We start from the raw sequence: 19,910 nt of genomic DNA on the forward strand, positions 1-19,910 counted from the left end.
TCGCTGTCATCGCCCGCGAAGTGCGATCCAGTATTCCGGGACGTTTGTGAGTCACTGAGAAGCTGCGGCGTACTGGATTCCCCGCTTTCGCGGGGAATGACACCGAGGGTGGGGCAGAGCGTCCTCGCGCTTTAAAACAAGCTGCCCTGATCCACCGGCTTGCCCACGCGCTTGGGCGCGGGTTTTGTCTCCTGCGCGGCCGGCTTCGGTTGCGATGGTGCGCGCTTTGTGGCGGGTGCCGGGCGATCCGGATCCGCGGTCGCCGCGACACGTCCGTCCGCGAACTCGATCTCGACGCGTGCGCCGGGCCCGACGCTGTCTGCCGAATGCAGCGGATGCCCGGCCTCGTCGCGCACCAGCGCAAACCCGCGGGCGAGCACACCGCGATAGGACAGCGCCGAGAGCAGCTTGCCGCTGGCCTCGACGCGGGCGTCGAGCCGCTGCAACAGCGTCACCAGCGCACGGTTGGCACGTTCGGCCAGACGATGCGTGCGCTCGCGCTGGCGGGCAATCGCATTGCGCTGCGCCTGCGCGTTGGAGAGTTTTGAGGCACGCAGCCGCACCTCGAGACCGGCAAAGCGGTCGCGCCGCTGCCGCAACAGCGACCGCGCGGACAGGCCGAGCCGCTCGCCGCACACGGTGAGCCGGTGATCGGCCTGCGAGATCTGCCCGTGCAGCACCCGCAGCGTCAGCTTGGCGCCCGCGGCGGTAAACCGGCGGAAATGCGCATGCGTGTTGGCTTTCAAGCCGCGGGGCAGGGCGGAGCCTGCCGAATCCAGCCGTTGCCGCGGGATCGCCAGAAGATCGCCGGCCGCGGGCAGTGCGCGCGCAGCAGCACGCAGCTCGTTGCGGCGGCTTTCATGGGCACGCTGCCAATAGGCGCGGGTGCGGCGGGCGAGATCGGCGACCTCGACGAACAGATCGCTGCGCACCGGCACCGCCATCTCGGCGGCGGCCGTCGGCGTCGGCGCGCGCTTGTCGGCGACGAAGTCGATCAGCGTGATGTCGGTCTCGTGGCCCACCGCCGAGATCAGCGGGATCATGCTCTCGGCCGCGGCACGCACCACGATCTCCTCGTTGAACGACCAGAGGTCCTCCAGCGAGCCGCCGCCGCGCGCCACGATCAGGACGTCCGGCCGCGGAATCTTGCCGCCTTCGGGCAGCGCGTTGAAGCCGCGGATCGCGGCTGCGACCTGCTCGGCCGAGCCTTCGCCCTGCACCTTGACCGGCCACACCAGCACATGGCGGGGGAAACGGTCCTCGAGCCGGTGCAGGATGTCGCGGATGACGGCGCCGGTCGGTGACGTCACCACGCCGATCACCTCCGGCAGCCAGGGCAGCAGCTGCTTGCGCGCCTCGTCGAACAGGCCTTCGGCGGCGAGCTTCTTCTTGCGCTCCTCCATCAGCGCCATCAGCGCGCCGATGCCGGCCGGCTCCAGCGCCTCGATCACGATCTGGTACTTCGAGGAGCCCGGATAGGTCGTGAGCTTGCCGGTGGCGATGACCTCGAGCCCTTCCTGCGGCTTGAAGCGCATCCGCCCGTGCACGCCCTTCCAGATCACCGCCTCGATCTTGGCGCTCTCGTCCTTGAGCGCGAAATAGCAGTGGCCGGAGGAGTGGGCGCCGCGAAAGCCCGAGATCTCGCCGCGAACCCGGACATGGCCAAAGGCGTCCTCCACCGTCCGCTTCAGGGACTGGGAGAGCTCGGAAACGGTGAATTCGGGGGCGTTGAGCAGTTGTTCCGCAGGCGGCATCGGCAAACGATTCGGCATGTTGGGGTCAGGCCCGACGTTAAGGATTTTCGCCGCGCGGCGCCAATCCGGCGATTGAATGAAAGAGTTCTCTGCCATATAGAGTAATCTATTGATAATTTGCTTGGCGGGTCGGTGGCTGTGCGGCGTGTTGAACGGACTGACATGGGCCATGTGCGCGGTGGGCGGGCTACCCGACCTGCACCCATTGCCCAAGAAGGAGCGCTGCCGTGATTGACAGCAAGCAGGCTTCCGAACCGCTGAACGACAGTGCGGATACCGTTCGCCCCGCGCGGCGGTCGCAGATCTACCTGGTCTCCGGTGTCGTCCTGCTGATGTGGGGCGTACTGCCGTTTGCCGACGACATCGCAGCGTGGTTCTGGCCGCGTTACGGACTCTATTTCTGGTTCGCAGTATACGCCGCCTCGACCATCGGCCTCATTGCGCTCAGCGCCTATCATCTTTCGAAGAACCGCATCCGCGTGTTCGACAGCCGCAATCTGCTGACGTTTTTGCTGATCGCCGCCTTCGGCATCTTCTGCTGCTATTTCGGCAAGTTCACGCTGCGCCAGCAAACGGTGTTCTGGCCGATCTACATCATGCTGTTCGGCATGATGGCAGGAGTCCGGTTCGGCCACGGCTTCCTCGTGATCGGCGCGACCATCATCGCGCTGACACTGATCGGATATTTCTCCATCCCGGGGACATCGCTGTTGCCGTGGATGGCGGCCGTCAACGGCGGCGGGCTGATCGTCGGCGGTCTCTGGATGCGCCGAAATTAACCGTGGCCGAGCTCGACGACATCATCCACCAGCCGTTGCGCCTCAAGATCATGGCGGCGCTGAACGCGCTGCCCGTGTCCTCTGGCCTGGAGTTCTCGCGGCTGAAGAAGCTGACGGGTGCGACCGACGGCAATCTCGGCGCACATATCGAGACCCTGGCGAAGGCCGGCTACGTCTCGGTCGAAAAGGCCTTCGTCGGCAAGAAGCCGCAGACCACGGTCACCGCGACAGCCGCGGGCCGAGGGGCGTTCGCGCGGCATGTCGCGACGTTGCAGGAGATCATTGCGGGGAAGCCGTTCTAACCCCGTCGTTATTCCGGGGCGTCGCGCAGCGACGAGCCCGGAATGACGGGGAGGGTGGGGCAACACCCCTTGAGACCTGCGACGATTCGTGCGACCGACGCGGCAAGCCAAACCCCTCATTCTGAGCCTCGTATGCACATTCTCCTGCTCGGTTCCGGCGGCCGTGAACATGCCCTCGCATGGAAGATCGCGGCCTCTCCCCTGGTGACGAAATTCTGGTGCGCGCCGGGCAATGCCGGCATCGCGCGCGAGGCGGAGTGCGTGGCGCTCGATGTCGCCGACCATGCCGCGGTGATCGACTTCTGCAAGACGAATGCGGTCGAGCTCGTCGTGGTCGGCCCGGAGACGCCGCTTGCCGCCGGCATCGTCGATGATCTCACCGCCGCCGGCATCAAGGCGTTCGGGCCCAGCGGGGCGGCAGCGCAGCTCGAAAGCTCCAAGGGCTTCACCAAGGCGCTCTGCACCGAATTCGGCATTCCGACCGGCGCCTACAAGCGCTTCACCAACGCCGCTGACGCGCGCGCCTACGTCCAGAGCCAGGGCGCACCGATCGTGGTCAAGGCCGACGGCCTTGCCGCCGGCAAGGGCGTGGTCGTCGCCAAGACGGTGCGCGAGGCCGAGGACGCCATCGCCATGATGTTCGAGGGCGCGTTTGGCGAGGCCGGCGCCGAGGTCGTGATCGAGGAGTTTCTGCCGGGCCGCGAGATCAGCTTCTTCGCGCTCTGCGACGGCGAGACCGCCATTCCGCTGGCCTCCGCCCAGGACCACAAGCGGGTGTTCGACCACGACGTCGGGCCGAACACCGGCGGCATGGGCGCCTATTCGCCGACGCCGCTGGTGACGCCGGCGATCCACGACGCGATCATGGCGAAGATCATCTTGCCGACGGTCGCCGGCATGAARCAGCGCGGCACGCCGTTCCGCGGCATCCTCTATGCCGGGATCATGCTGACGACGCAGGGCCCAAAACTGTTCGAGTTCAACGTCCGCTTCGGCGATCCCGAGTGCCAGGTCCTGATGCTGCGCATGATGTCGGACATCGTGCCGGCGTTCCTCGCCGCCTGCGACGGGGAGTTGAAGCATTTCGATCTGCGCTGGTATCCGGAATCCGCGCTCACCGTGGTGATGGCGGCGAAGGGCTATCCCGGCGACTACCAGAAGGGCACGCGGATCGAGGGGCTCGATGACGCCGCGAAGGTCGACACCGTCGAGATCTTCCATGCCGGCACGGTGGCGCAGGATGGCGCGATCCTCGCCAATGGCGGCCGCGTGCTCAACGTCTGCGCGCTCGGCAAGACCGTGACGGAGGCGCAAGGCCGCGCCTATCAGGCCGTCGACCGCATCAGCTGGCCGGAAGGTTTCTGCCGCCGCGACATCGGCTGGCAGGCGGTGGAAGCGGAGAAGGCCAAGGGCTGATTGCGGTTTTTCCGCTAACGGCGCAAAACGCGTCGACCGGACGCGTGAGATTGTCGCGCCATCGCGCCGCCATAACGACATTCGAAAAATGCGCAATCGGCGATTGGGGTTAGCATCCCTTGCCGAGGACCGCCGTGCTACTTTGCATGGGGTTGTTTTTCGATAATTTTGGTTGGGCCCTGCCCGGGAATGACCAGATAAGGATGCAGAAGATGTCCGATCTCGCCGACCTCTACCCCGGCTTCGCCTCCGAATGGATCAACACTTCCTTCGGCCGCATTTTCGCGCGCGTCGGCGGCAAGGGCCCGCCGCTGTTGCTGCTGCACGGCTTCTCCGAGACGCATGTGATGTGGCACCGCGTCGCGCCGCAGCTCGCCGACAAGTTCACCCTGATCATTCCCGACCTGCCGGGCTATGGCTGGTCCGACATGCCCGAGAGCGACGCGCTGCACATGCCCTATAGCAAGCGCGCGATGGCGAAGGCCATGGTGGAAGTGATGGAACGGCTTGGCCACGTGCACTTCGCGCTCGCCGGCCACGACCGCGGCGGCCGGGTCTCCTACCGGCTTGCGCTCGACCATCCCGGCCGGCTGTCGCGGCTCGCCGTGCTCGATATCCTGCCGACCTACAATTACTGGGAGCGCATGAACCGCGCCTACGCGCTGAAGATCTATCACTGGACCTTCCTCGCGCAGCCCTATCCGCTGCCGGAGACGCTGATCGCGAGTAACGGCGAGTTCTTCCTGCGCTTCAAGATGGCGAGCCAGACCAAGTCGAAGACGCTGGACGCCATCGACCCGCGTGCGCTCGAACATTACATCGCGCCGTTCCGCGATCCCGCCCGCGTGCACGCCATGTGCGAGGATTATCGCGCCGGCGCCTATTTCGACTACGATCTCGACAAGGCGGATTTCGAGGCCGGCAAGAAAATCACGGTTCCGATGCTGGCGCTGTGGGGCAATGCCGGCGTGGCCCAGGCCGCCGCCACGCCGCTCGACACCTGGAAGCAATGGGCGACCAATGTCGACGGCATGCCGGTGGATTCCGGACATTTCCTCACGGAGGAGAATCCGGATGTCACCGCGAAGGCGTTGCGGGAGTTCTTCCTCGCGCCTTAACGCCGCTCCCGAAAGAAGTCCTTGAGCAGCCGCGCCGCTTCGCTCTCGCCGACCCCGGAATAGACGTCCGGGACGTGATGGCAGGTCGGCGACGCGAAGAACCGCACGCCGGACTCGACCGCGCCGCCCTTGGGGTCGGCCGCGCCGTAATAGAGCCGCCGCACCCTTGCAAAGGAGATCGCGCCCGCACACATGGTGCATGGCTCCAGCGTCACGTAGAGGTCGCAGTCGACCAGGCGCTCGCTGCCGATTTTCCTGGCCGCCTCGCGCAGCGCAATGATCTCGGCATGGGCCGTCGGGTCGTAATCGGTCAGCGTCCGGTTCGCCGCGGTCGCGATCACCTCGTAATTGCGGACCACGACGCATCCGATCGGAACTTCGCCCGATTTTCCGGCGTTTTCGGCCGTTTTGAGCGCCAAATCCATGAAAGAAGGGGCTTTCATGCCTCGTATCATCGCCAGAAACCTGCTAGTAGCTGCGCCTTCAGCAAGAGTGAATACCGGATTTGCCTGAGCATGCGGCTCGAAACGAGCGCGCACATTGCTTTTGGCCACCCCCCTAAGTGAGATTATTCATGCCTCGCGACAGCGACAAAGACAACGATTCCCGCGGCCGGCGAGGGCCCCCCAAGGGACCGTCCAAGGGTCGGTCCGGCAAGCCGCGCGGCCCCGAGAAGAAGTTCGCCAAGCGCGGCCCCGAGGGCAGCAGCGACGCCCGCCCGCCCCGCGGCGACCGCGACAGCCGTCCATTCCGCCGCCGCGAGGAGGGCAATGCCCCGCGCCGCGACTTCGGTGACCGTCCGAAATTCAAACGCGACGACCGCGGCGGTGAGGAGCGTGGCGAGCGCAGCTTCAAGCCGCGTGGCGAACGGTCATTTTCCGATCGTCCATCGCGCGACGGCGAGAAGCGCTCGTTCAAGCCGCGTGGCGATCGCCCGTCCTTCGGGCGCGATGACCGTCCGCCGCGCAGCCGTGATCGCGATGACTCCCGCCCCGCCGCCCGGACAGGTGACAAGAAGTTCGGCGACAAGCGGCCCTACACGCCGCGCGGTGAGCGCCCGGAACGCAAGTTTGACGGCGAGCGGAAGTTTTCGCGCGGCGCACCCGACCGCAGCGACCGGCCACGCTCTTTCGGTGATCGCAATGACCGTCCGCGCGACCGTGGCGAGCGCAGTGATTCAAAACCGTGGCAGAAGCGCGATGCGGCTCCGCGCGGCGACCGGCCGCCGCGGAAGGATTTCAGCAAGGGTCCGCGCAAGGATTTCGGCGGCCGTGACCGCAGCGAAGACAAGCCCTGGCAGAAGCGCGAAGGCGGCGGCGACGACCGTCCCCGGTTCTCGCGTTCGCGCGACGATCGCGCATCGGGTGATCGTCCCTTCCGCGAGCGGCCCAAATTCGACCGCCCCAAGTTCGACCGCCCGCGCGATGACCGCCCCAAATTCGATCGGCCCCGTCGTGACGGCGATGGCGAGCGTGGCGGGCGCGGCGGCGACCGCCCGAAATTCGATCGTCCGCGCGGGCGCTCCGAGGGCCGCTCCGACTGGCACGAGCATCCGCGCAGCGAAGGCCGTTCCGGCGATCGTCCGCGCCGCGAAAACGAGGACGACAGCAGGATCTTTGAGAAGCGTCCGGCGTTCGGCGGTCGCGGCGCCTATCGCGAGCGCGATCGTGATTTCGACCGCCGGCCCCGGCGCGAAGAGGAGCCGAAGCCGAAGAAGGCCGGTGAGCGCATCGCCAAAGTGCTGTCGCGTGCGGGCCTCGCCTCGCGGCGCGATGCCGAGGACATGGTCACGCAGGGCCGTGTCACCGTCAACGGCCGGGTGATCAACTCGCCGGCGCTCGACGTGACCCAGAACGATGTCATCGCGGTCGACGGCAAGCCGTTGCCTGAGCGCGAGCGCACGCGGCTGTTCCTCTACCACAAGCCGCGCGGGCTGATGACCACGCATGACGACCCCGAGGGCCGTCCGACCGTGTTCGACAATCTGCCGGAAGGCCTGCCGCGGCTGATCTCGATCGGCCGGCTCGACTTCAACACCGAAGGCCTGCTCCTGCTGACCAATGACGGTGGTCTCGCGCGCACGCTCGAGCTGCCCGATACCGGCTGGCTGCGCCGCTACCGTGTCCGCGCCCATGGCGAGGTCACGCAGGCGCAACTCGATCAGCTCAAGAACGGCATCGAGGTCGAGGGCGTCAAATACGGCCCGATCGACGCGACGCTGGAGCGCGACCAGGGCGCCAATGTCTGGCTGGTGTTCGCGATCCGCGAAGGCAAGAACCGCGAGGTGCGCAACGTCTGCGCCCATCTCGGGCTCGAGGTGAACCGGCTGATCCGCGTCTCCTACGGCCCGTTCCAGCTCGGCGAGGTCCCGGAAGGCCAGGTCGAGGAGATCAAATCCCGCGTGCTGCGCGATCAGCTCGGCGACAAGGTGATCGAGAAGTCGGGCGCGCAGTTCGACGTGCCGCAGAAATCTCCTTCACACGACGCCGAAGCGCCGCGCGAGAAGAAGCCTGCCAGCAAGCGCGACGTGATCAACGACCGCAAGGGCCGCCGTGTGCTGGTCCAGCGCACCGGCAGCGACGAAGCGCGCGAGCGCAACGAGGCCGAGGCCAGCGGCTACGGTCCCCCGCGTCGTCCCAAGCGCGGCTATCACGGCAAGCGCGATCTGACGCCGAAGGAGGACTAGGGTTGCGCGTCGTCGGCGGTCGCTTGAAGGGGCGCAATCTTGCCTCACCGTCCTCGCGCGACATCCGCCCCACGGCGGATCGCCTGCGCGAGTCCGTGTTCAACATTCTCGTGCACGCCTATGACGATCCGATCCAGGACGCGCGCGTGCTCGACCTCTTCGCCGGCACCGGCGCGCTCGGCATCGAGGCGGCCTCGCGTGGCGCAAAATTCACGCTGTTCGTCGACAATGGCGCCGAGGCGCGCGCGCTGTTGCGCAACAATGTCGAGGCGCTGGGCCTCGGCGGCACGACCAAGGTCTATCGCCGCGACGCGACCGATCTCGGCCCGGCGCACCCTGTCGAGCCGTTCGCGCTGGTGTTCCTCGATCCGCCCTACGGCAAGGGTTTTGCCGACAAGGCGCTCGTCAGCTTGCGCGACGGCGGTTGGCTCACGCCGGGCGCGCTGCTGGTGGTCGAGGAGGCGAAGGCTGCGCAGTTTGTGGCGCCTGAAGGCTACGAGGAGCTGGAGCGGCGCGCTTATGACGACACGGAGTTCGTGTTTCTGAAGAGATCGTAGCTTCGTAGGGTGGGTTAGCGAAGCGTAACCCACCGCTTCTGTCTCTGCGGAAACCAAAGTGGTGGATTACGCCTTCGGCTAATCCACCCTACGACATCACCGTCTTCCAAACAGCTTCTCGACATCCGCAAGCTTCAGCTCGACATAGGTTGGGCGGCCGTGGTTGCACTGGCCGGAGTTCGGGGTGTCCTCCATTTCGCGGAGCAGGGCGTTCATCTCTTCCGGCCTCAGCCTGCGGCCGGCGCGCACCGAGCCGTGGCAGGCCATGGTGGCGGCGACATGCATCAGGCGGCGCTCCAGCGGCAACGCCTCGTCCCATTCGGCCATGTGCTCGGCGAGATCGCGCAGCAGCCCGCCGGCATTGGCCTTGCCGAGCAGCGAGGGCGTCTCGCGCACTGCGACCGCGCCGGGGCCGAAGGATTCGATCGCGAGACCGAACGAGGCAAGCTCGTCGCCGCGCGCGAGCAGCCGCTCCACCGTGGCCTCGTCCATCTCGACGATTTCGGGGATCAGCAGGATCTGCCGCTGCACGCCATTTGCGGCGAGCGACGCCTTCAGCCGCTCATAGACGATGCGCTCATGGGCGGCATGCTGGTCGACGATGATCAGGCCGTCGCGGGTCTGCGCGACGATGTAGGTCTCATGCAGCTGCGTGCGCGCGGCTCCCAGCGGACGGTCGACCAGATCGCCCACGGGCTGCGCGTCGATCCGCACGTCCGCGCTCGGCGCGCCGACGTCGAACGCGGCCTGGGCCCGCTCCGCGAAGGCGGGCGCGGCGGCGCCGTCGAAGGACGGCAGCGGCGCGGCGGGAGCGGATGGCGACTGCCGCCAGTCCCAGCTTGCCGGGCGCGGCGTGAAGGCGGGCCGGAACGACGACAGCGCGCTGCCGCCGCTGTTGGCCGCGGTGCGCCTGCCCTCGCGCGCGAGCCCTTCCTTCAATCCGTGCACGATCAGCGCACGCACCAGGCCGGCATTGCGGAAGCGTACCTCGGTCTTGGCCGGATGCACGTTGGCGTCGACCTCGCGCGGGTCGAGCGTGACGAACAGCGCCAGCACCGGATGGCGGTCGCGCGGCAGATAGTCGGAATAGGCCGCGCGCACGGCGCCGAGGATCAGCTTGTCGCGCACCGGGCGGCCGTTGACGAAGAGATACTGCCCGAGCGCGTTGGCTTTGGTGAGCGCCGGGGCCGCGGCATAGCCGGCGACCACAACGCCCTCGCGCTCGGCATGGACCTCGATGGCATGGCTGCGAAACTCCGCCCCCAGAATATCGCCGAGCCGCGTCAGGCGTCCGGCCGCGCCGGGCAGGGCCGCCGCCCAGGTCACCGGCGCACGCTCCTCGCCCGCCAGCGTGAAGGCGATATCGGGCCGCGCCATCGCCAGCCGTCGCACCACCTCGCGGATCGCCTCGGCCTCGGTGCGGTCGGTCTTGAGAAACTTCAGCCGCGCCGGCGTCGCGTAGAAGAGGTCGTTGACCTCGACGCGCGTGCCATGTGCGAGTGCCGCCGGCATGATCTCGGACTTCTCGCCGCCCTCGACGGTGAGTGCCCAGGCATGCGGCTCGCTCGCATGCCGCGTGGTGATCGACAGCCGCGCCACCGATCCGATCGAAGGCAGCGCCTCGCCGCGGAACCCGAGCGTGCGGATCTGCAGCAGGTCCTCGTCGTCGAGCTTGGAGGTGGCGTGGCGCTCCACCGCGAGCGACAGGTCCCTGGCGGTCATGCCGCCGCCATCGTCGGTGATACCGATCCGGCGCCGCCCGCCGCCATCGGTGAAGACGTCGATCCGGCTCGCGCCGGCATCGATCGCGTTCTCGACGAGCTCCTTGACCACGCTTGCGGGACGTTCGACCACCTCGCCGGCGGCGATGCGGTTGACGACCTGCTCTGGCAATTGGCGGACGGGCATGGGGCTTTCGATTTGGATTCGCTGACGGCGCTATTCTAGGCCCTGATGCGTCAAAAGCATGTGTTGAGCAACAGCAACGTGGCGGGCTGGGGAAGAAGGATATCTATCACATTGAAGACATTGGGCGTTCGCGGAAATCGCGAACCGGAGATCCCGCCACGGTCCCAATTGTGAGGGGCCGGGCACGGGTGTAGCATCGTGAAAAAACGGCAACAGGACGGGAGGACGCCATGTGCCATTTGTTCGCGCACCAGCCCCAACGCGACTACGAATCCCAGACCCGCTCGCTGCGGATCGACGGTCATTGCACTTCGATCCGGCTGGAAATGGCGTTCTGGGACACGCTGGAGGAGATCGCGGCCAAGGAAAGCATGAGCCTCGGCAAATTCCTCACCACGCTCTACAACGAGGTGCTCGACCATCATGGCGAGGTCAACAATTTCGCCTCGCTGCTGCGCTGCTCCTGCCTGATCTATCGATCCAGGAGCATGGTGCCGGTGCAGGATTTCAAGCGCTCTGTTGCGCCGATTCTCGATGCGGCTGAATAGCGGCTATCGTGCGAGCTGCACCCTCGATGTCGTCCCGGCGAAGGCCGGGACCCATACCGCGTGATCTATCGGTTGCAGAAGATAGGAGTACCGAACGCCTAATCTTCGCCAAACTGGGCCCTGTGGCTATGGGTCCCGGCCTTCGCCGGGACGACACCTTGAGTGTGGATACGCAATCCCTCCTCAAAGTCGCCCCGGCGAGCACGATGCAATGTAGGATCAAATCTCCTTCTTCTGCATCGCGCCGGCGATGTAGTCGGCCTGCCGGATCGCGAGAGCGACGATGGTCAGCGTCGGATTGCAGGCCGCGCCGCTGGTGAACTGGCTGCCGTCGGAGACGAACAGGTTCTTGACGTCGTGGCTCTGCCCGAACTTGTTGACCACGCCGTCGCGCGGTTTCTCGCTCATCCGGTTGGTGCCGAGATTGTGCGTGCTCGGATAGGGCGGCGTCGGATAGGTCACGGTGGCGCCGACGGCGTCGTAGACCGCCGCCCCCTGCTTGTAGGCGTGCGCGCGCATCGCGAGGTCGTTGGGATGATCGTCGAAATGCACGCTCGCGACCGGTTGTCCGAACTTGTCCTTCACGGTCGGATCGAGCGTGATGCGGTTGGTCTCCTGCGGCATGTCCTCGCCGACGAGCCACATGCCGGCCATCCTGGGATAGCCGTCGAGCGCTGACGTGAACGGACGGCCCCAGGCGCCGGGATTGAGGAAGGCCGCCATGAAGGGCAGGCCGATCGACAGCGTCTCCATCTCGTAGCCGCCGACGAAGCCGCGCTTCGGATTGTTGGCGGCCTCGTCGCGGATGATGCCGGCCATCGTGGTGCCGCGATACATGTGCACCGATTTCTCGAACACCGCATAGACGCTGCCGGTCATGTGGCGCATGTAGTTGCGGCCGACCTGTCCCGATGAATTGGCAAGACCGTCGGGGAACGTGGTCGAGGCGCTGTTGAGCAGCAGCCGCGGGCTTTCGATCGAATTGCCGGCCACCGCGACGATGCGGGCCTTCTGGCGTTGCATCGCGCCAGTCTCGTCGGCGTAGACGACGCCGGTCACCTTGCCGCTGGAATCATGCTCGATCTTGACCGCCATGCTGCTCGGCCGCACCTCGAGATTGCCGGTCGCCTCGCCCTTGGGGATCTCGGTGTAGAGCGTCGACCATTTCGCGCCGGATTTGCAGCCCTGGAAGCAGAAGCCGATCTGCTGGCACGAGCCGCGTCCGTCGCGCGGCTGGCTGTTGATCGCCATGTTGCCGGTGTGCACGGTCTTGTAGCCGAGCTTCTTCGCGCCGGCTTCGAGCACCTTGAAATTATTGTTGCCGGGAAGCCCGGGAATGCCGTTGGTACGGGTCACGCCCATCTTGTTCTCGGCCTTGGCGTACCACGGCTCCATCTCCGCCAGCGTCACCGGCCAGTCCAGCAGATTGGCGCCGGGAATGTTGCCGTAGGTGCTCTTCACCCTGAACTCGTGCTCGTCGAAGCGCAGCGACGCGCCGGCCCAATGCACCGTGGAGCCGCCGACCGCCTTGACGATCCAGGCGGGGAGGCCCGAAAAATCCTTGGCGACGCGCCATGTTCCCGACGTGGTGCGGGCATCGGTCCAGGCCAGCTGGGAGAAACTGTCCCACTCGTCGTTGGTGAAGTCCTGGTTCTCGATGCGCGGACCGGCCTCGAGAATGACGACCTTGACGCCCTTCTGCGCCAGCTCGTTGCCCAGCGTGCCGCCGCCGGCACCGGAGCCGACGATCACCACAACGCTGGAGTCGTTCAGATCGAATTTTGCCATATGCGTTCTCCTGAACCGTTGGGGTGCGACCTAAGCTTTCGGCAGCCAGTCGATGTCGGCAAAGCCGCGGTTGATGTAGCCGCCATGCTCGGCGGAGGAGCCCTCGTAGCCGAACCGCGGCCAGACCTCTTTCTGGTTGTAGAGCGAGACGATGAGGTCGCCGCGCACCTTCTGGAAGAAGTCGCTCTGCTCGATCTCCTTCAAGAGCACCACGCGGTCGGCCTCCCATGGCACTTCGGCGTAAGCCACCTTGTGGCGATCGCGCGCGTTCTGATCGAGCCGTGTGATGCCGTCGCTGATCAGGATCTTGACGGCGGGGTCCTTGGCCGCCTTGCCGTCCCACGGCTTGATCGCGGTGATGTAGTAGCTGTCGCCGAGCACGTCGTGCGGATAGATGTCGCGCGCGACCTTCAGCAGCGTCTTCATCGTCGCAGGCGAAAGCGCGCTGGAGTCATCGGCCCAGGCGCCCTCGATGCTGACGGCAACACTGGTCGCGGCAGCTGCGACCGGCACGGCCGCCGCCGCGCCCTTGAGAAAGACGCGGCGGCTGTGCTTGCTTCGACGATCGACTTCTCTCATGGCATTTCCTCCGTATTTTTGTGATTTGGATTTTTGTGAGTTGATCAGTTGAAACGTCCGCCCCGCTGGATCACCTCGATCTTGTAGCCATCGGGATCGCTGACGAAGAAGAAGCGCGCCAGCGTCCTGCCGTCGTGCTTGAAGTCGCGTAAGGGGCCCGGTGCGAGCTTCTCGCGCTCGAAGCGGGCATGCTCGGCATCGAGATCGTCGACCACCACGGCGAGATGGCCGTAACCGTCGCCGAGCGCGTAGGCTTCCTTGCGATCGAAATTGACCGTCAGCTCCACCTCGAAGGGTGAGGACGGGTGACGCAGATAGATCAGGGCGAAGTCCKCGAACTTCAGATGGTCGGCGACCTCGAGGCCGAAGGCGCGCTTGTAGAAATCTAGCGAGCGCGCCTCGTCGAGCACGCGGATCATGGAATGGACCGGCTTTGCCATTCAGTTCTGCTCCCTGAGAAAGGCGATGATGGCGGCGCGCGTCTCCGGCTTCGCCTGCCGGTAGACCATGACCACGCCGGGAATGACGGCCTGCGGATTGGTCAGCCAGGCGTCGAGCCTGGCCTCGTCCCAGGCGAAGTCCGCTTTCGCCAGGCTGTCGGAGTAATGAAATCCTTCGACCTTGCCGGCTGGCCGTCCCACGATCCTGACCAGCGGCGGACCTTGCCGCATCGGTTCCGACAGGTTCGTGGTGTGGCACACCGCGCATTGCTGCTTGAAGAGTGTCGCGCCATCCGGCGGCTTTGCGGCCGGCAAGGGCATCTGTGCGTGGGTGACCCGCACCACCAGCACCACTGCGGTGCACAATCCCAGCACGACTGCCCGCATCGTCAAGAGCCTGCCCATCCACATCAACGCAGCGTGCGCAAACTCTAGGCGCGACCAAACCTGCGGTGGTAGTAGCGGGCTGTTTCGTTGTCGAAGCCGTTAGTCCGTCAAACGCGAGGGGCTCGCGGCCTGCGCGTGTTCCGCGCCGCCGCATATGAGGAAAGCATTTCCGCGAAATGGCCGCGAAATTCCTAAACGATGACCACACGACGCGGGTTGCATGGGGCCGCGCCGTTCGAATCTCGGCGCGGTGAGACGGTCCGGTCCAGGCGAACGGCGTTGGGGATACGCCGAACCGTTCATCGCGAACCAATCCAGGAGAAATGGATGAAGTTGATGAAGACCTCTGTGATCGCATGCGCTCTCTCGGCACTGCTGGTGGGGCCGGTTCTTGCGCAAGGCGCGCCGTCCGACTCCAAGTTGCGCGGTGGCGCGCAAGGCAAGACCATGCAGGGCGGCGCCCCGAGCAGCGATGACGAGGATTTGGCCGCGCAGCCGGGCGCTGCGGGCGAGAAGACGGGTATGAAGTCGACCAAAGGGACGAAGGGCACGGTCGGCACCACCGGTAGCGCAGCGCACAAGGGGACGGTCGACGATGCCGCCTCGGGCACCAGCGCCGGCAAGCGTTACTGACGCCACCCACCACAGCAAACCTCCGGTCGCCCGGCGGCCGGAGGTTTCTTGGTCAATGTCCGGGTCGGTCAGTCGTCGAAGCCGCGGCCGCCACCGCGTCCGGCCTTGACGTCGCTGCGGCGCTTCTTGCCTTCAAGCCGGCGCTGCTTGGAGCCGAAGGTCGGCCGTGTCGCGCGCCGCGGCTTCGGCCGTATCATCGCCTCGCTCAGGATCTCGACGAGCCGGTCGATGGCGTCCTGGCGGTTGCGTTCCTGGGTGCGGAAGCGCTGTGCCTGGATCACGATCACGCCGTCCTTGGTCATGCGCTGGCCGGCGAGGCGGGCAAGGCGCAGGCTGGCATCCTCGGGCAAGGTGAGCTTGCGCGTGTCGAAACGCAGTTGCGCCGAGGTCGCGACCTTGTTGACGTTCTGCCCGCCCGGGCCGGAGGCGCGGACGAAGCCGATCTCGATGTCGTCCTCGTCGATGACGAGATCGCGGGATATCCGCAGCATGGTGGCACCATTCGTGATGCCCGGACATATCCCGGACGTCCAGGTTGGGCAATGGCGCTCATGCGAAACGCAAATGGCCGGGCGAGCCCGGCCATTTCAGAAAGCGTGCGGAAGACGTCAGTTCGACATTCAGTTCGACTTGGGCGCCGCGGCCGCCGGTTGCGCGGCGGCCTGCGGCGCGCGGCCGACGACGACGGTCAGGAGCCCCTGGCCCCACAGCCGCTTCGCGGCCGCCTTGGCGTCATCCAGCGTCACCGCGTCGACGATGGCGTTGCGCTTCTCGATATAATCGATCGGCAGCTTGTCCTGCTGGTACTGCAACAGCGCCTGCGCGAGCTTGGAGGAGGTATCCAGCGCCAGCATCTGCGAGCCCTTGAGATAGGACTTGGCCTCGTCGAGCTCCTTCTGGGTCGGGCCCTCGTCGGCGATGCGGCGGACCTCCTTCTCGATGGCGTCGATGGTGTCGCCGGCACGGTCGGCGCGCGTGCCGGTATTGCCGATGAAGACCGCCGAATGCTCCATCCAGAGCAGCGATTCGAACACCGAATAGGCCAGCCCGCGCTTCTCGCGGACCTCGCGATAGAGCCGGGAGGACAATCCGCCGCCGCCGAGGATGTGGTTGACGACATAGGCCGCCATGAAGTTCGGATCGCTCCGCTTCACGCCGGGGCCACCGAAGGTGATCACGGTCTGCGGCACGTCGAGCGGCACGAAGGCGCGCTGCGGCGGTTTTGCCGCCTCGACGTCGGCGACCGGCGTGAGGTTGGCCTTGGCGGGCAGGGCGCCAAAAGTGTGGTCGAGCAGCTTGCCGAGCGTGGCCGGATCGACGTCGCCGACGACCGCGATCTTCAGCCCGTCCTTAGCCAGCACGCGGCCGACGTAATCCTTCATGTCGGCGGCCGTGATGGTCGGCACGCTGTCGAGCGTACCGTTGGTCTGCCGGCCATAGGGATGATCGCCGAAGGCGACCTCCAGGAATTTGCGGCTCGCCAGCGACGACGGGTTGGTGGTCTCGCGGCGCAGGCCCGAGATGACCTGCGAACGGATGCGCTCGACATCGGCGGTGTCGAAATGCGGCGAGGTCAACGCCATCCGCAACAGGTCGAAGGCCTCGTCCTTGTTGTCGCGCAGCATGCGCAGGCTGCCGCGGAAGGAATCGCGGGTGGCGCTGAAGGAGAGCTCGATGGCGCGGCGGTCCAGCCGCTCGTGGAACGTCTTGGAGTCGAGATCGCCGGAGCCTTCGTCGAGGAGGTCGCCGACCAGATTGGCGACACCCGACTTGTCCTTGGGATCCTGCGCCGAGCCGCCGGCAAAGGAATATTCCATGGCGATCAGCGGCACGGTGGCATCCTGGACGAACCAGGCTTCGATGCCGCCCGGCGAGGTCAGGTGCTGGATCTTGGCAGCCGCCTGTGACGGCGAGATCGCAGTGAGCGCGAGCAATGCGCCGGTGGCAAGGGACAGTGCGGCGCGCCGCGCGCGAAGGAAGGAATAGGTCACGAACGCTTCTCCTCGCGCTTGGTGGTCGCGGTGTCCTTGATCAGATAGCCCGTCACCGAGCGCTTCTTCTCGAGCCATTTCTGCGCAACGGCGCGAACCTGATCGGCGGTGACCGCGCGAATGCGGTCGGGCCAGCTCCTGATGTCCTCGACCGACAGGCCCGTGGTCAGTGCGCCGCCATACCAGCGCGCCAGCACCGCCTGGTTGTCCTGGGCGTAGATCGCTTCCGCAATCAGCTGGGTCTTGACCCGCTCGAGATCCTCGGCGCGGACCGGGTTCTGCGCGATGTCGGCGATGACGCCGTCGACCACCTGCTCGACCTCGGCGAAGCTGACGCCGGGTTTCGGCGAAGCCGAGATCGCGAACTGGGTCGGGTCGAGCGAGATGCTCGAATAGCTGGCGCTGGCGGAGACCGCGAGTGGCTTGTCGACGACGAGCGCACGGTAGAGATAGGAATTGCTGCCGCTGCCCATCAACTGCGCGAGCACGTCGAGGGCCGCGCTCTCGCCGGCCGCGGCGGTCGTGGCCGAGGGCACCAGATAGTAGCGGCGCACGCCGGGCTGCTCGACGCGCGGATCCGACAGCGTGACGGTGCGCGGCGCGGCCGGCTCCGGCTCCTGCGGGCGGATGCGCCGCGCCGGGATCGCCGGCTGGGCCGGGATCGGGCCGAAATTGCGCTCGACCAGCGGGCGCACGTCGGCGGCCTCGACGTCGCCGGCGATCACCAGGATCGCGTTGTTGGGCGCGTAGAAGCGGCGGTAGAAGGCCAGCGCATCCTCGCGATCGAGCTTCTCGATCTCCTGGTGCCAGCCGATCACGGGCCGGCCGTAGGGATGATTGAGATAGAGCGCGGCCATGATCTGCTCGTTCAGCCGCGCGTCCGGATTGTTGGCGACGCGCATGTTGTATTCTTCGAGCACGACGTCGCGCTCGGGCAGCACGTTCTCGTCCTTGAGGATGAGGCCGGTCATGCGGTCGGCCTCGAACTCCATCATGGTCGGCAGCTGCTCTTTCGGCACCCGCTGGTAATAGTTGGTGTAATCCACCGAGGTCGAGGCGTTCTCGTTGCCGCCGACGCGAAGCACGGTCTGGGAGAATTCGCCGGCCGGATGCTTTTGCGTACCCTTGAACATCAGGTGTTCGAGGAAGTGGGCGAGTCCGGACTTGCCCGGCGTCTCGTCGGCCGAGCCGACCTTGTACCAGATCATCTCCGTGACCACGGGCGTGCGGTGATCCGGAATCACCACGACCTGGAGGCCGTTGCTGAGCGTGAAGCTGGCGGGCGGGGCCGATGTCACCGTGGTCTGGGCGAGGGCGGCGTTGGCTGTCAGGACACTCGTCGAAAGCAGCGCGGCAAAAAGGCAGGCAACCGATCGGTTTGCGGACATCATGATCCCTGGTGAAAGGCCGAGCCCGGATGTCCGGCTCGGAGGCACGGCATGGTACACCGTGCGGCTGAGGCTTCGCGTCACGAAGCAGAGAACTCAACGCCTAGGCAAGTTACTGATAAGCAATTTAAGGGCCGCGTCCGGCGTGCATGAGCGGCCGGCGTCCGGTTCGCGCCGCTGTCAGGCCTCGCGGCGGGCAAGGAGCGCTATTACTCCTTGTCCTTGCCGGACATGATGTCGAAATAGGTCCGCCGCGACTTGTCCTCGCCGGCGCCATAGGCATAGCTCGGCGAAGGCGTCTGGTAGCCCGGCGGCGGCTCGACCAGCGACTGGCGCGGCGGCTCGCTCGTGAATTGCTTGGTCTCGCCCTTGCCGCCCTTCATCATGTTCCACAGGCCGCCGGTGAAACCGAGCTCGGCCGGCATCAGCGACGGGTTGCCGTTGGTGCCCGGCTGGATCGGATCGTTGCTCGTGCGCTCAGGCGCAGCCGTCTGGCCGGCCTTCATTTCGGCGGGCGTCAGCGGCTGGGCGGCCTGCCAGTTCTCGGTCGCCTTGACCGCCTTCTTCCGCTGGGCGATCGCCTCCTTGCGGCGCCTCTCGTCCGGGTCCTTCGGCCAGTTCGGCGCGGCCTTGGCCTGGGTCTCGACGGGCGGCGGCAGGTCGAGCTTGGGCGGCACCACCAGCGGCGACCGCTCGCGGTACTCGATACCCTTCTTCTCCATGCTCTTGGCGCCGATGCCGGACATCAGATTGTCGATGAGCTTCTCTTCGAAGGTCATATCGTCATCATCGTCGCCGTCGTCACCGGCGCGGACCGCGCCTGCCGACATCACGAGCCCGATGCCGAGCGCCACAGCGGACAATTTCAGTGCCCGCCAAAGCCCCTGCCTGGGGTCTCGAACCATCGAAACACTGGTCTCGGAGCTGCGCATCACTGTACCTGTTCCAAATTGTGGCAGATTGCCGTGTCGCGCACGGCCGACCTCGCCAAGCAAGGTTCCACCCGCCGGCCCGTATCGGCTGGGATCAGGGCGCTTTTGCGGCGGGTACCCCCAGGAAGGAATCATACAATAGGGCCGCCACCCCAGCAACGATGGCCACGTCGGCGAGGTTAAAGACGTACCAGTTATAGGTATTTCCGCCGATTTCGATATGAAACAGGGCGAAATCGACCACCGCGCCATAGGCCAGGCGGTCGATGCCGTTGCCGATGGCGCCGCCGATGATCAGTCCGAGCGCGACGGTGGCAAGCAAGGTGTGCGACCGGGCCATCCAGATCGCCAGCGCCACCACCGCGACGGCCTTGACCGCCATCAGCGCGAGCTGCGCCGCCTGGCCGTCGTTCTGGAGCCAGCCGAAGCTGATGCCGATGTTCCAGGCCAGCACCAGGTCGAAGAACGGCGTCACCTTCACCGCGCCGCGACGGGCGAGATCGAACCCGTTCAGCAGCCACAGTTTTGAGGCCTGGTCGAGGATGAGGGTCACCAGGGCGGAGATGATGCCGGCGCGGAGCGGGGTCATGCCGGGGTGCCCGTCGTCGTCCCGGCGAAGGCCGGGACCCATAGCCCGAAACGGTCGTTGGTTGAAGGACTCGTGGTCATCAGCCTTCGCTGCAATTGGCGGTGGTGGTTATGGG

Annotated in this window: 20 protein-coding genes; 8 read left to right on the top strand and 12 right to left on the bottom strand. The window is 66.2% G+C overall.

The annotated features are described in order from the left end of the window. Window positions 1–131: 131 nt before the first annotated feature. Complete coding sequence (gene xseA / locus ACXJMY_RS01500) at window positions 132–1,754, bottom strand: exodeoxyribonuclease VII large subunit (RefSeq protein WP_456617566.1); 1,623 nt, start codon at window positions 1,752–1,754, stop codon at window positions 132–134. Window positions 1,755–1,981: 227 nt separating this feature from the next. Here xseA and ACXJMY_RS01505 point away from each other — a divergent pair, with 227 nt between their 5' ends. The 4 genes from ACXJMY_RS01505 to ACXJMY_RS01520 all read left to right on the top strand — a co-directional run bounded on the left by ACXJMY_RS01505 (window position 1,982) and on the right by ACXJMY_RS01520 (window position 5,369). Continuing rightward, window positions 1,982–2,533: a hypothetical protein gene (locus ACXJMY_RS01505; RefSeq protein ID WP_456617541.1), complete on the top strand. Its 552-nt coding sequence runs from the start codon at window positions 1,982–1,984 to the stop codon at window positions 2,531–2,533. Between the two features lie 2 nt (window positions 2,534–2,535). Then, entirely contained in the window at window positions 2,536–2,835 is a 300-nt protein-coding gene (locus tag ACXJMY_RS01510) for a winged helix-turn-helix domain-containing protein (protein ID WP_456617542.1), read from the top strand. 132 nt (window positions 2,836–2,967) lie between these two features. Further along, entirely contained in the window at window positions 2,968–4,251 is a 1,284-nt protein-coding gene (gene purD, locus ACXJMY_RS01515; RefSeq protein ID WP_456617543.1) for a phosphoribosylamine--glycine ligase, read from the top strand. A 212-nt stretch (window positions 4,252–4,463) separates the two neighbouring features. Then, the gene (locus ACXJMY_RS01520; protein WP_456617544.1) at window positions 4,464–5,369 is read left to right on the top strand and encodes an alpha/beta fold hydrolase; all 906 of its coding nucleotides are present in this window, start codon (window positions 4,464–4,466) and stop codon (window positions 5,367–5,369) included. Here ACXJMY_RS01520 and ACXJMY_RS01525 read toward each other — a convergent pair. Beyond that, window positions 5,366–5,824, bottom strand: coding sequence for a nucleoside deaminase (locus tag ACXJMY_RS01525; RefSeq protein WP_456617567.1), 459 nt, complete (start codon window positions 5,822–5,824; stop codon window positions 5,366–5,368). The genes ACXJMY_RS01520 and ACXJMY_RS01525 overlap by 4 nt on opposite strands. Before the next feature lie 119 nt (window positions 5,825–5,943). Between ACXJMY_RS01525 and ACXJMY_RS01530 the strand changes: the two genes are divergently transcribed. Both ACXJMY_RS01530 and rsmD read left to right on the top strand, forming a co-directional pair. Then, window positions 5,944–8,055 carry a pseudouridine synthase gene (locus tag ACXJMY_RS01530; RefSeq protein ID WP_456617545.1) on the top strand — a complete coding sequence of 704 codons (2,112 nt, stop codon included), beginning with the start codon at window positions 5,944–5,946 and terminating at the stop codon, window positions 8,053–8,055. Between the two features lie 2 nt (window positions 8,056–8,057). Continuing rightward, window positions 8,058–8,612: a 16S rRNA (guanine(966)-N(2))-methyltransferase RsmD gene (gene rsmD / locus ACXJMY_RS01535; protein ID WP_456617546.1), complete on the top strand. Its 555-nt coding sequence runs from the start codon at window positions 8,058–8,060 to the stop codon at window positions 8,610–8,612. 96 nt (window positions 8,613–8,708) lie between these two features. Here the strand turns inward: rsmD and mutL are convergent, their stop codons facing one another. After that, window positions 8,709–10,520 (bottom strand): DNA mismatch repair endonuclease MutL, encoded by a 1,812-nt coding sequence (gene mutL / locus ACXJMY_RS01540; RefSeq protein ID WP_456617547.1) that lies wholly within the window; start codon window positions 10,518–10,520, stop codon window positions 8,709–8,711. A gap of 230 nt (window positions 10,521–10,750) precedes the next feature. Here mutL and ACXJMY_RS01545 point away from each other — a divergent pair, with 230 nt between their 5' ends. Beyond that, the gene (locus ACXJMY_RS01545) at window positions 10,751–11,068 is read left to right on the top strand and encodes a ribbon-helix-helix domain-containing protein (protein WP_456617548.1); all 318 of its coding nucleotides are present in this window, start codon (window positions 10,751–10,753) and stop codon (window positions 11,066–11,068) included. Between the two features lie 219 nt (window positions 11,069–11,287). On the opposite strand, the gene ACXJMY_RS01550 is transcribed toward ACXJMY_RS01545, so the two are convergent. Genes ACXJMY_RS01550 through ACXJMY_RS01565 form a run of 4 tightly spaced genes read right to left on the bottom strand, consistent with a single transcriptional unit; the run spans window position 11,288 to window position 14,262 of the window. Continuing rightward, a complete protein-coding gene (locus ACXJMY_RS01550) occupies window positions 11,288–12,856 on the bottom strand; it encodes a GMC family oxidoreductase (RefSeq protein WP_456617549.1) in 1,569 nt (522 codons plus the stop codon). Window positions 12,857–12,886: 30 nt separating this feature from the next. Further along, on the bottom strand, window positions 12,887–13,435 hold the full coding sequence (locus tag ACXJMY_RS01555; protein WP_456617550.1) for a gluconate 2-dehydrogenase subunit 3 family protein: 549 nt from the start codon (window positions 13,433–13,435) through the stop codon (window positions 12,887–12,889). A gap of 44 nt (window positions 13,436–13,479) precedes the next feature. Next, window positions 13,480–13,875, bottom strand: a complete 396-nt coding sequence (locus tag ACXJMY_RS01560) for a VOC family protein (RefSeq protein WP_456617551.1) — start codon at window positions 13,873–13,875, stop codon at window positions 13,480–13,482. Then, window positions 13,876–14,262, bottom strand: coding sequence for a c-type cytochrome (locus ACXJMY_RS01565; RefSeq protein WP_456617568.1), 387 nt, complete (start codon window positions 14,260–14,262; stop codon window positions 13,876–13,878). Window positions 14,263–14,589: 327 nt separating this feature from the next. Here ACXJMY_RS01565 and ACXJMY_RS01570 point away from each other — a divergent pair, with 327 nt between their 5' ends. After that, on the top strand, window positions 14,590–14,895 hold the full coding sequence (locus tag ACXJMY_RS01570; protein WP_456617552.1) for a hypothetical protein: 306 nt from the start codon (window positions 14,590–14,592) through the stop codon (window positions 14,893–14,895). A gap of 68 nt (window positions 14,896–14,963) precedes the next feature. Here the strand turns inward: ACXJMY_RS01570 and arfB are convergent, their stop codons facing one another. The 5 genes from arfB to lspA all read right to left on the bottom strand — a co-directional run bounded on the left by arfB (window position 14,964) and on the right by lspA (window position 19,795). Then, window positions 14,964–15,386, bottom strand: coding sequence for an alternative ribosome rescue aminoacyl-tRNA hydrolase ArfB (arfB, locus tag ACXJMY_RS01575; RefSeq protein ID WP_456617553.1), 423 nt, complete (start codon window positions 15,384–15,386; stop codon window positions 14,964–14,966). Window positions 15,387–15,515: 129 nt separating this feature from the next. Further along, window positions 15,516–16,886, bottom strand: a complete 1,371-nt coding sequence (locus ACXJMY_RS01580; protein ID WP_456617554.1) for a M16 family metallopeptidase — start codon at window positions 16,884–16,886, stop codon at window positions 15,516–15,518. Beyond that, window positions 16,883–18,274: a M16 family metallopeptidase gene (locus ACXJMY_RS01585; protein ID WP_456617555.1), complete on the bottom strand. Its 1,392-nt coding sequence runs from the start codon at window positions 18,272–18,274 to the stop codon at window positions 16,883–16,885. Before ACXJMY_RS01585 ends, ACXJMY_RS01580 begins: the two co-directional genes overlap by 4 nt. Window positions 18,275–18,483: 209 nt before the next feature. Continuing rightward, a complete protein-coding gene (locus ACXJMY_RS01590; protein WP_456617569.1) occupies window positions 18,484–19,206 on the bottom strand; it encodes a hypothetical protein in 723 nt (240 codons plus the stop codon). 94 nt (window positions 19,207–19,300) lie between these two features. Beyond that, window positions 19,301–19,795: a signal peptidase II gene (gene lspA / locus ACXJMY_RS01595; RefSeq protein WP_456617556.1), complete on the bottom strand. Its 495-nt coding sequence runs from the start codon at window positions 19,793–19,795 to the stop codon at window positions 19,301–19,303. Window positions 19,796–19,910 lie beyond the last annotated feature (115 nt).

It is taken from the genome of Bradyrhizobium sp. P5_C12 (genome assembly GCF_054049735.1).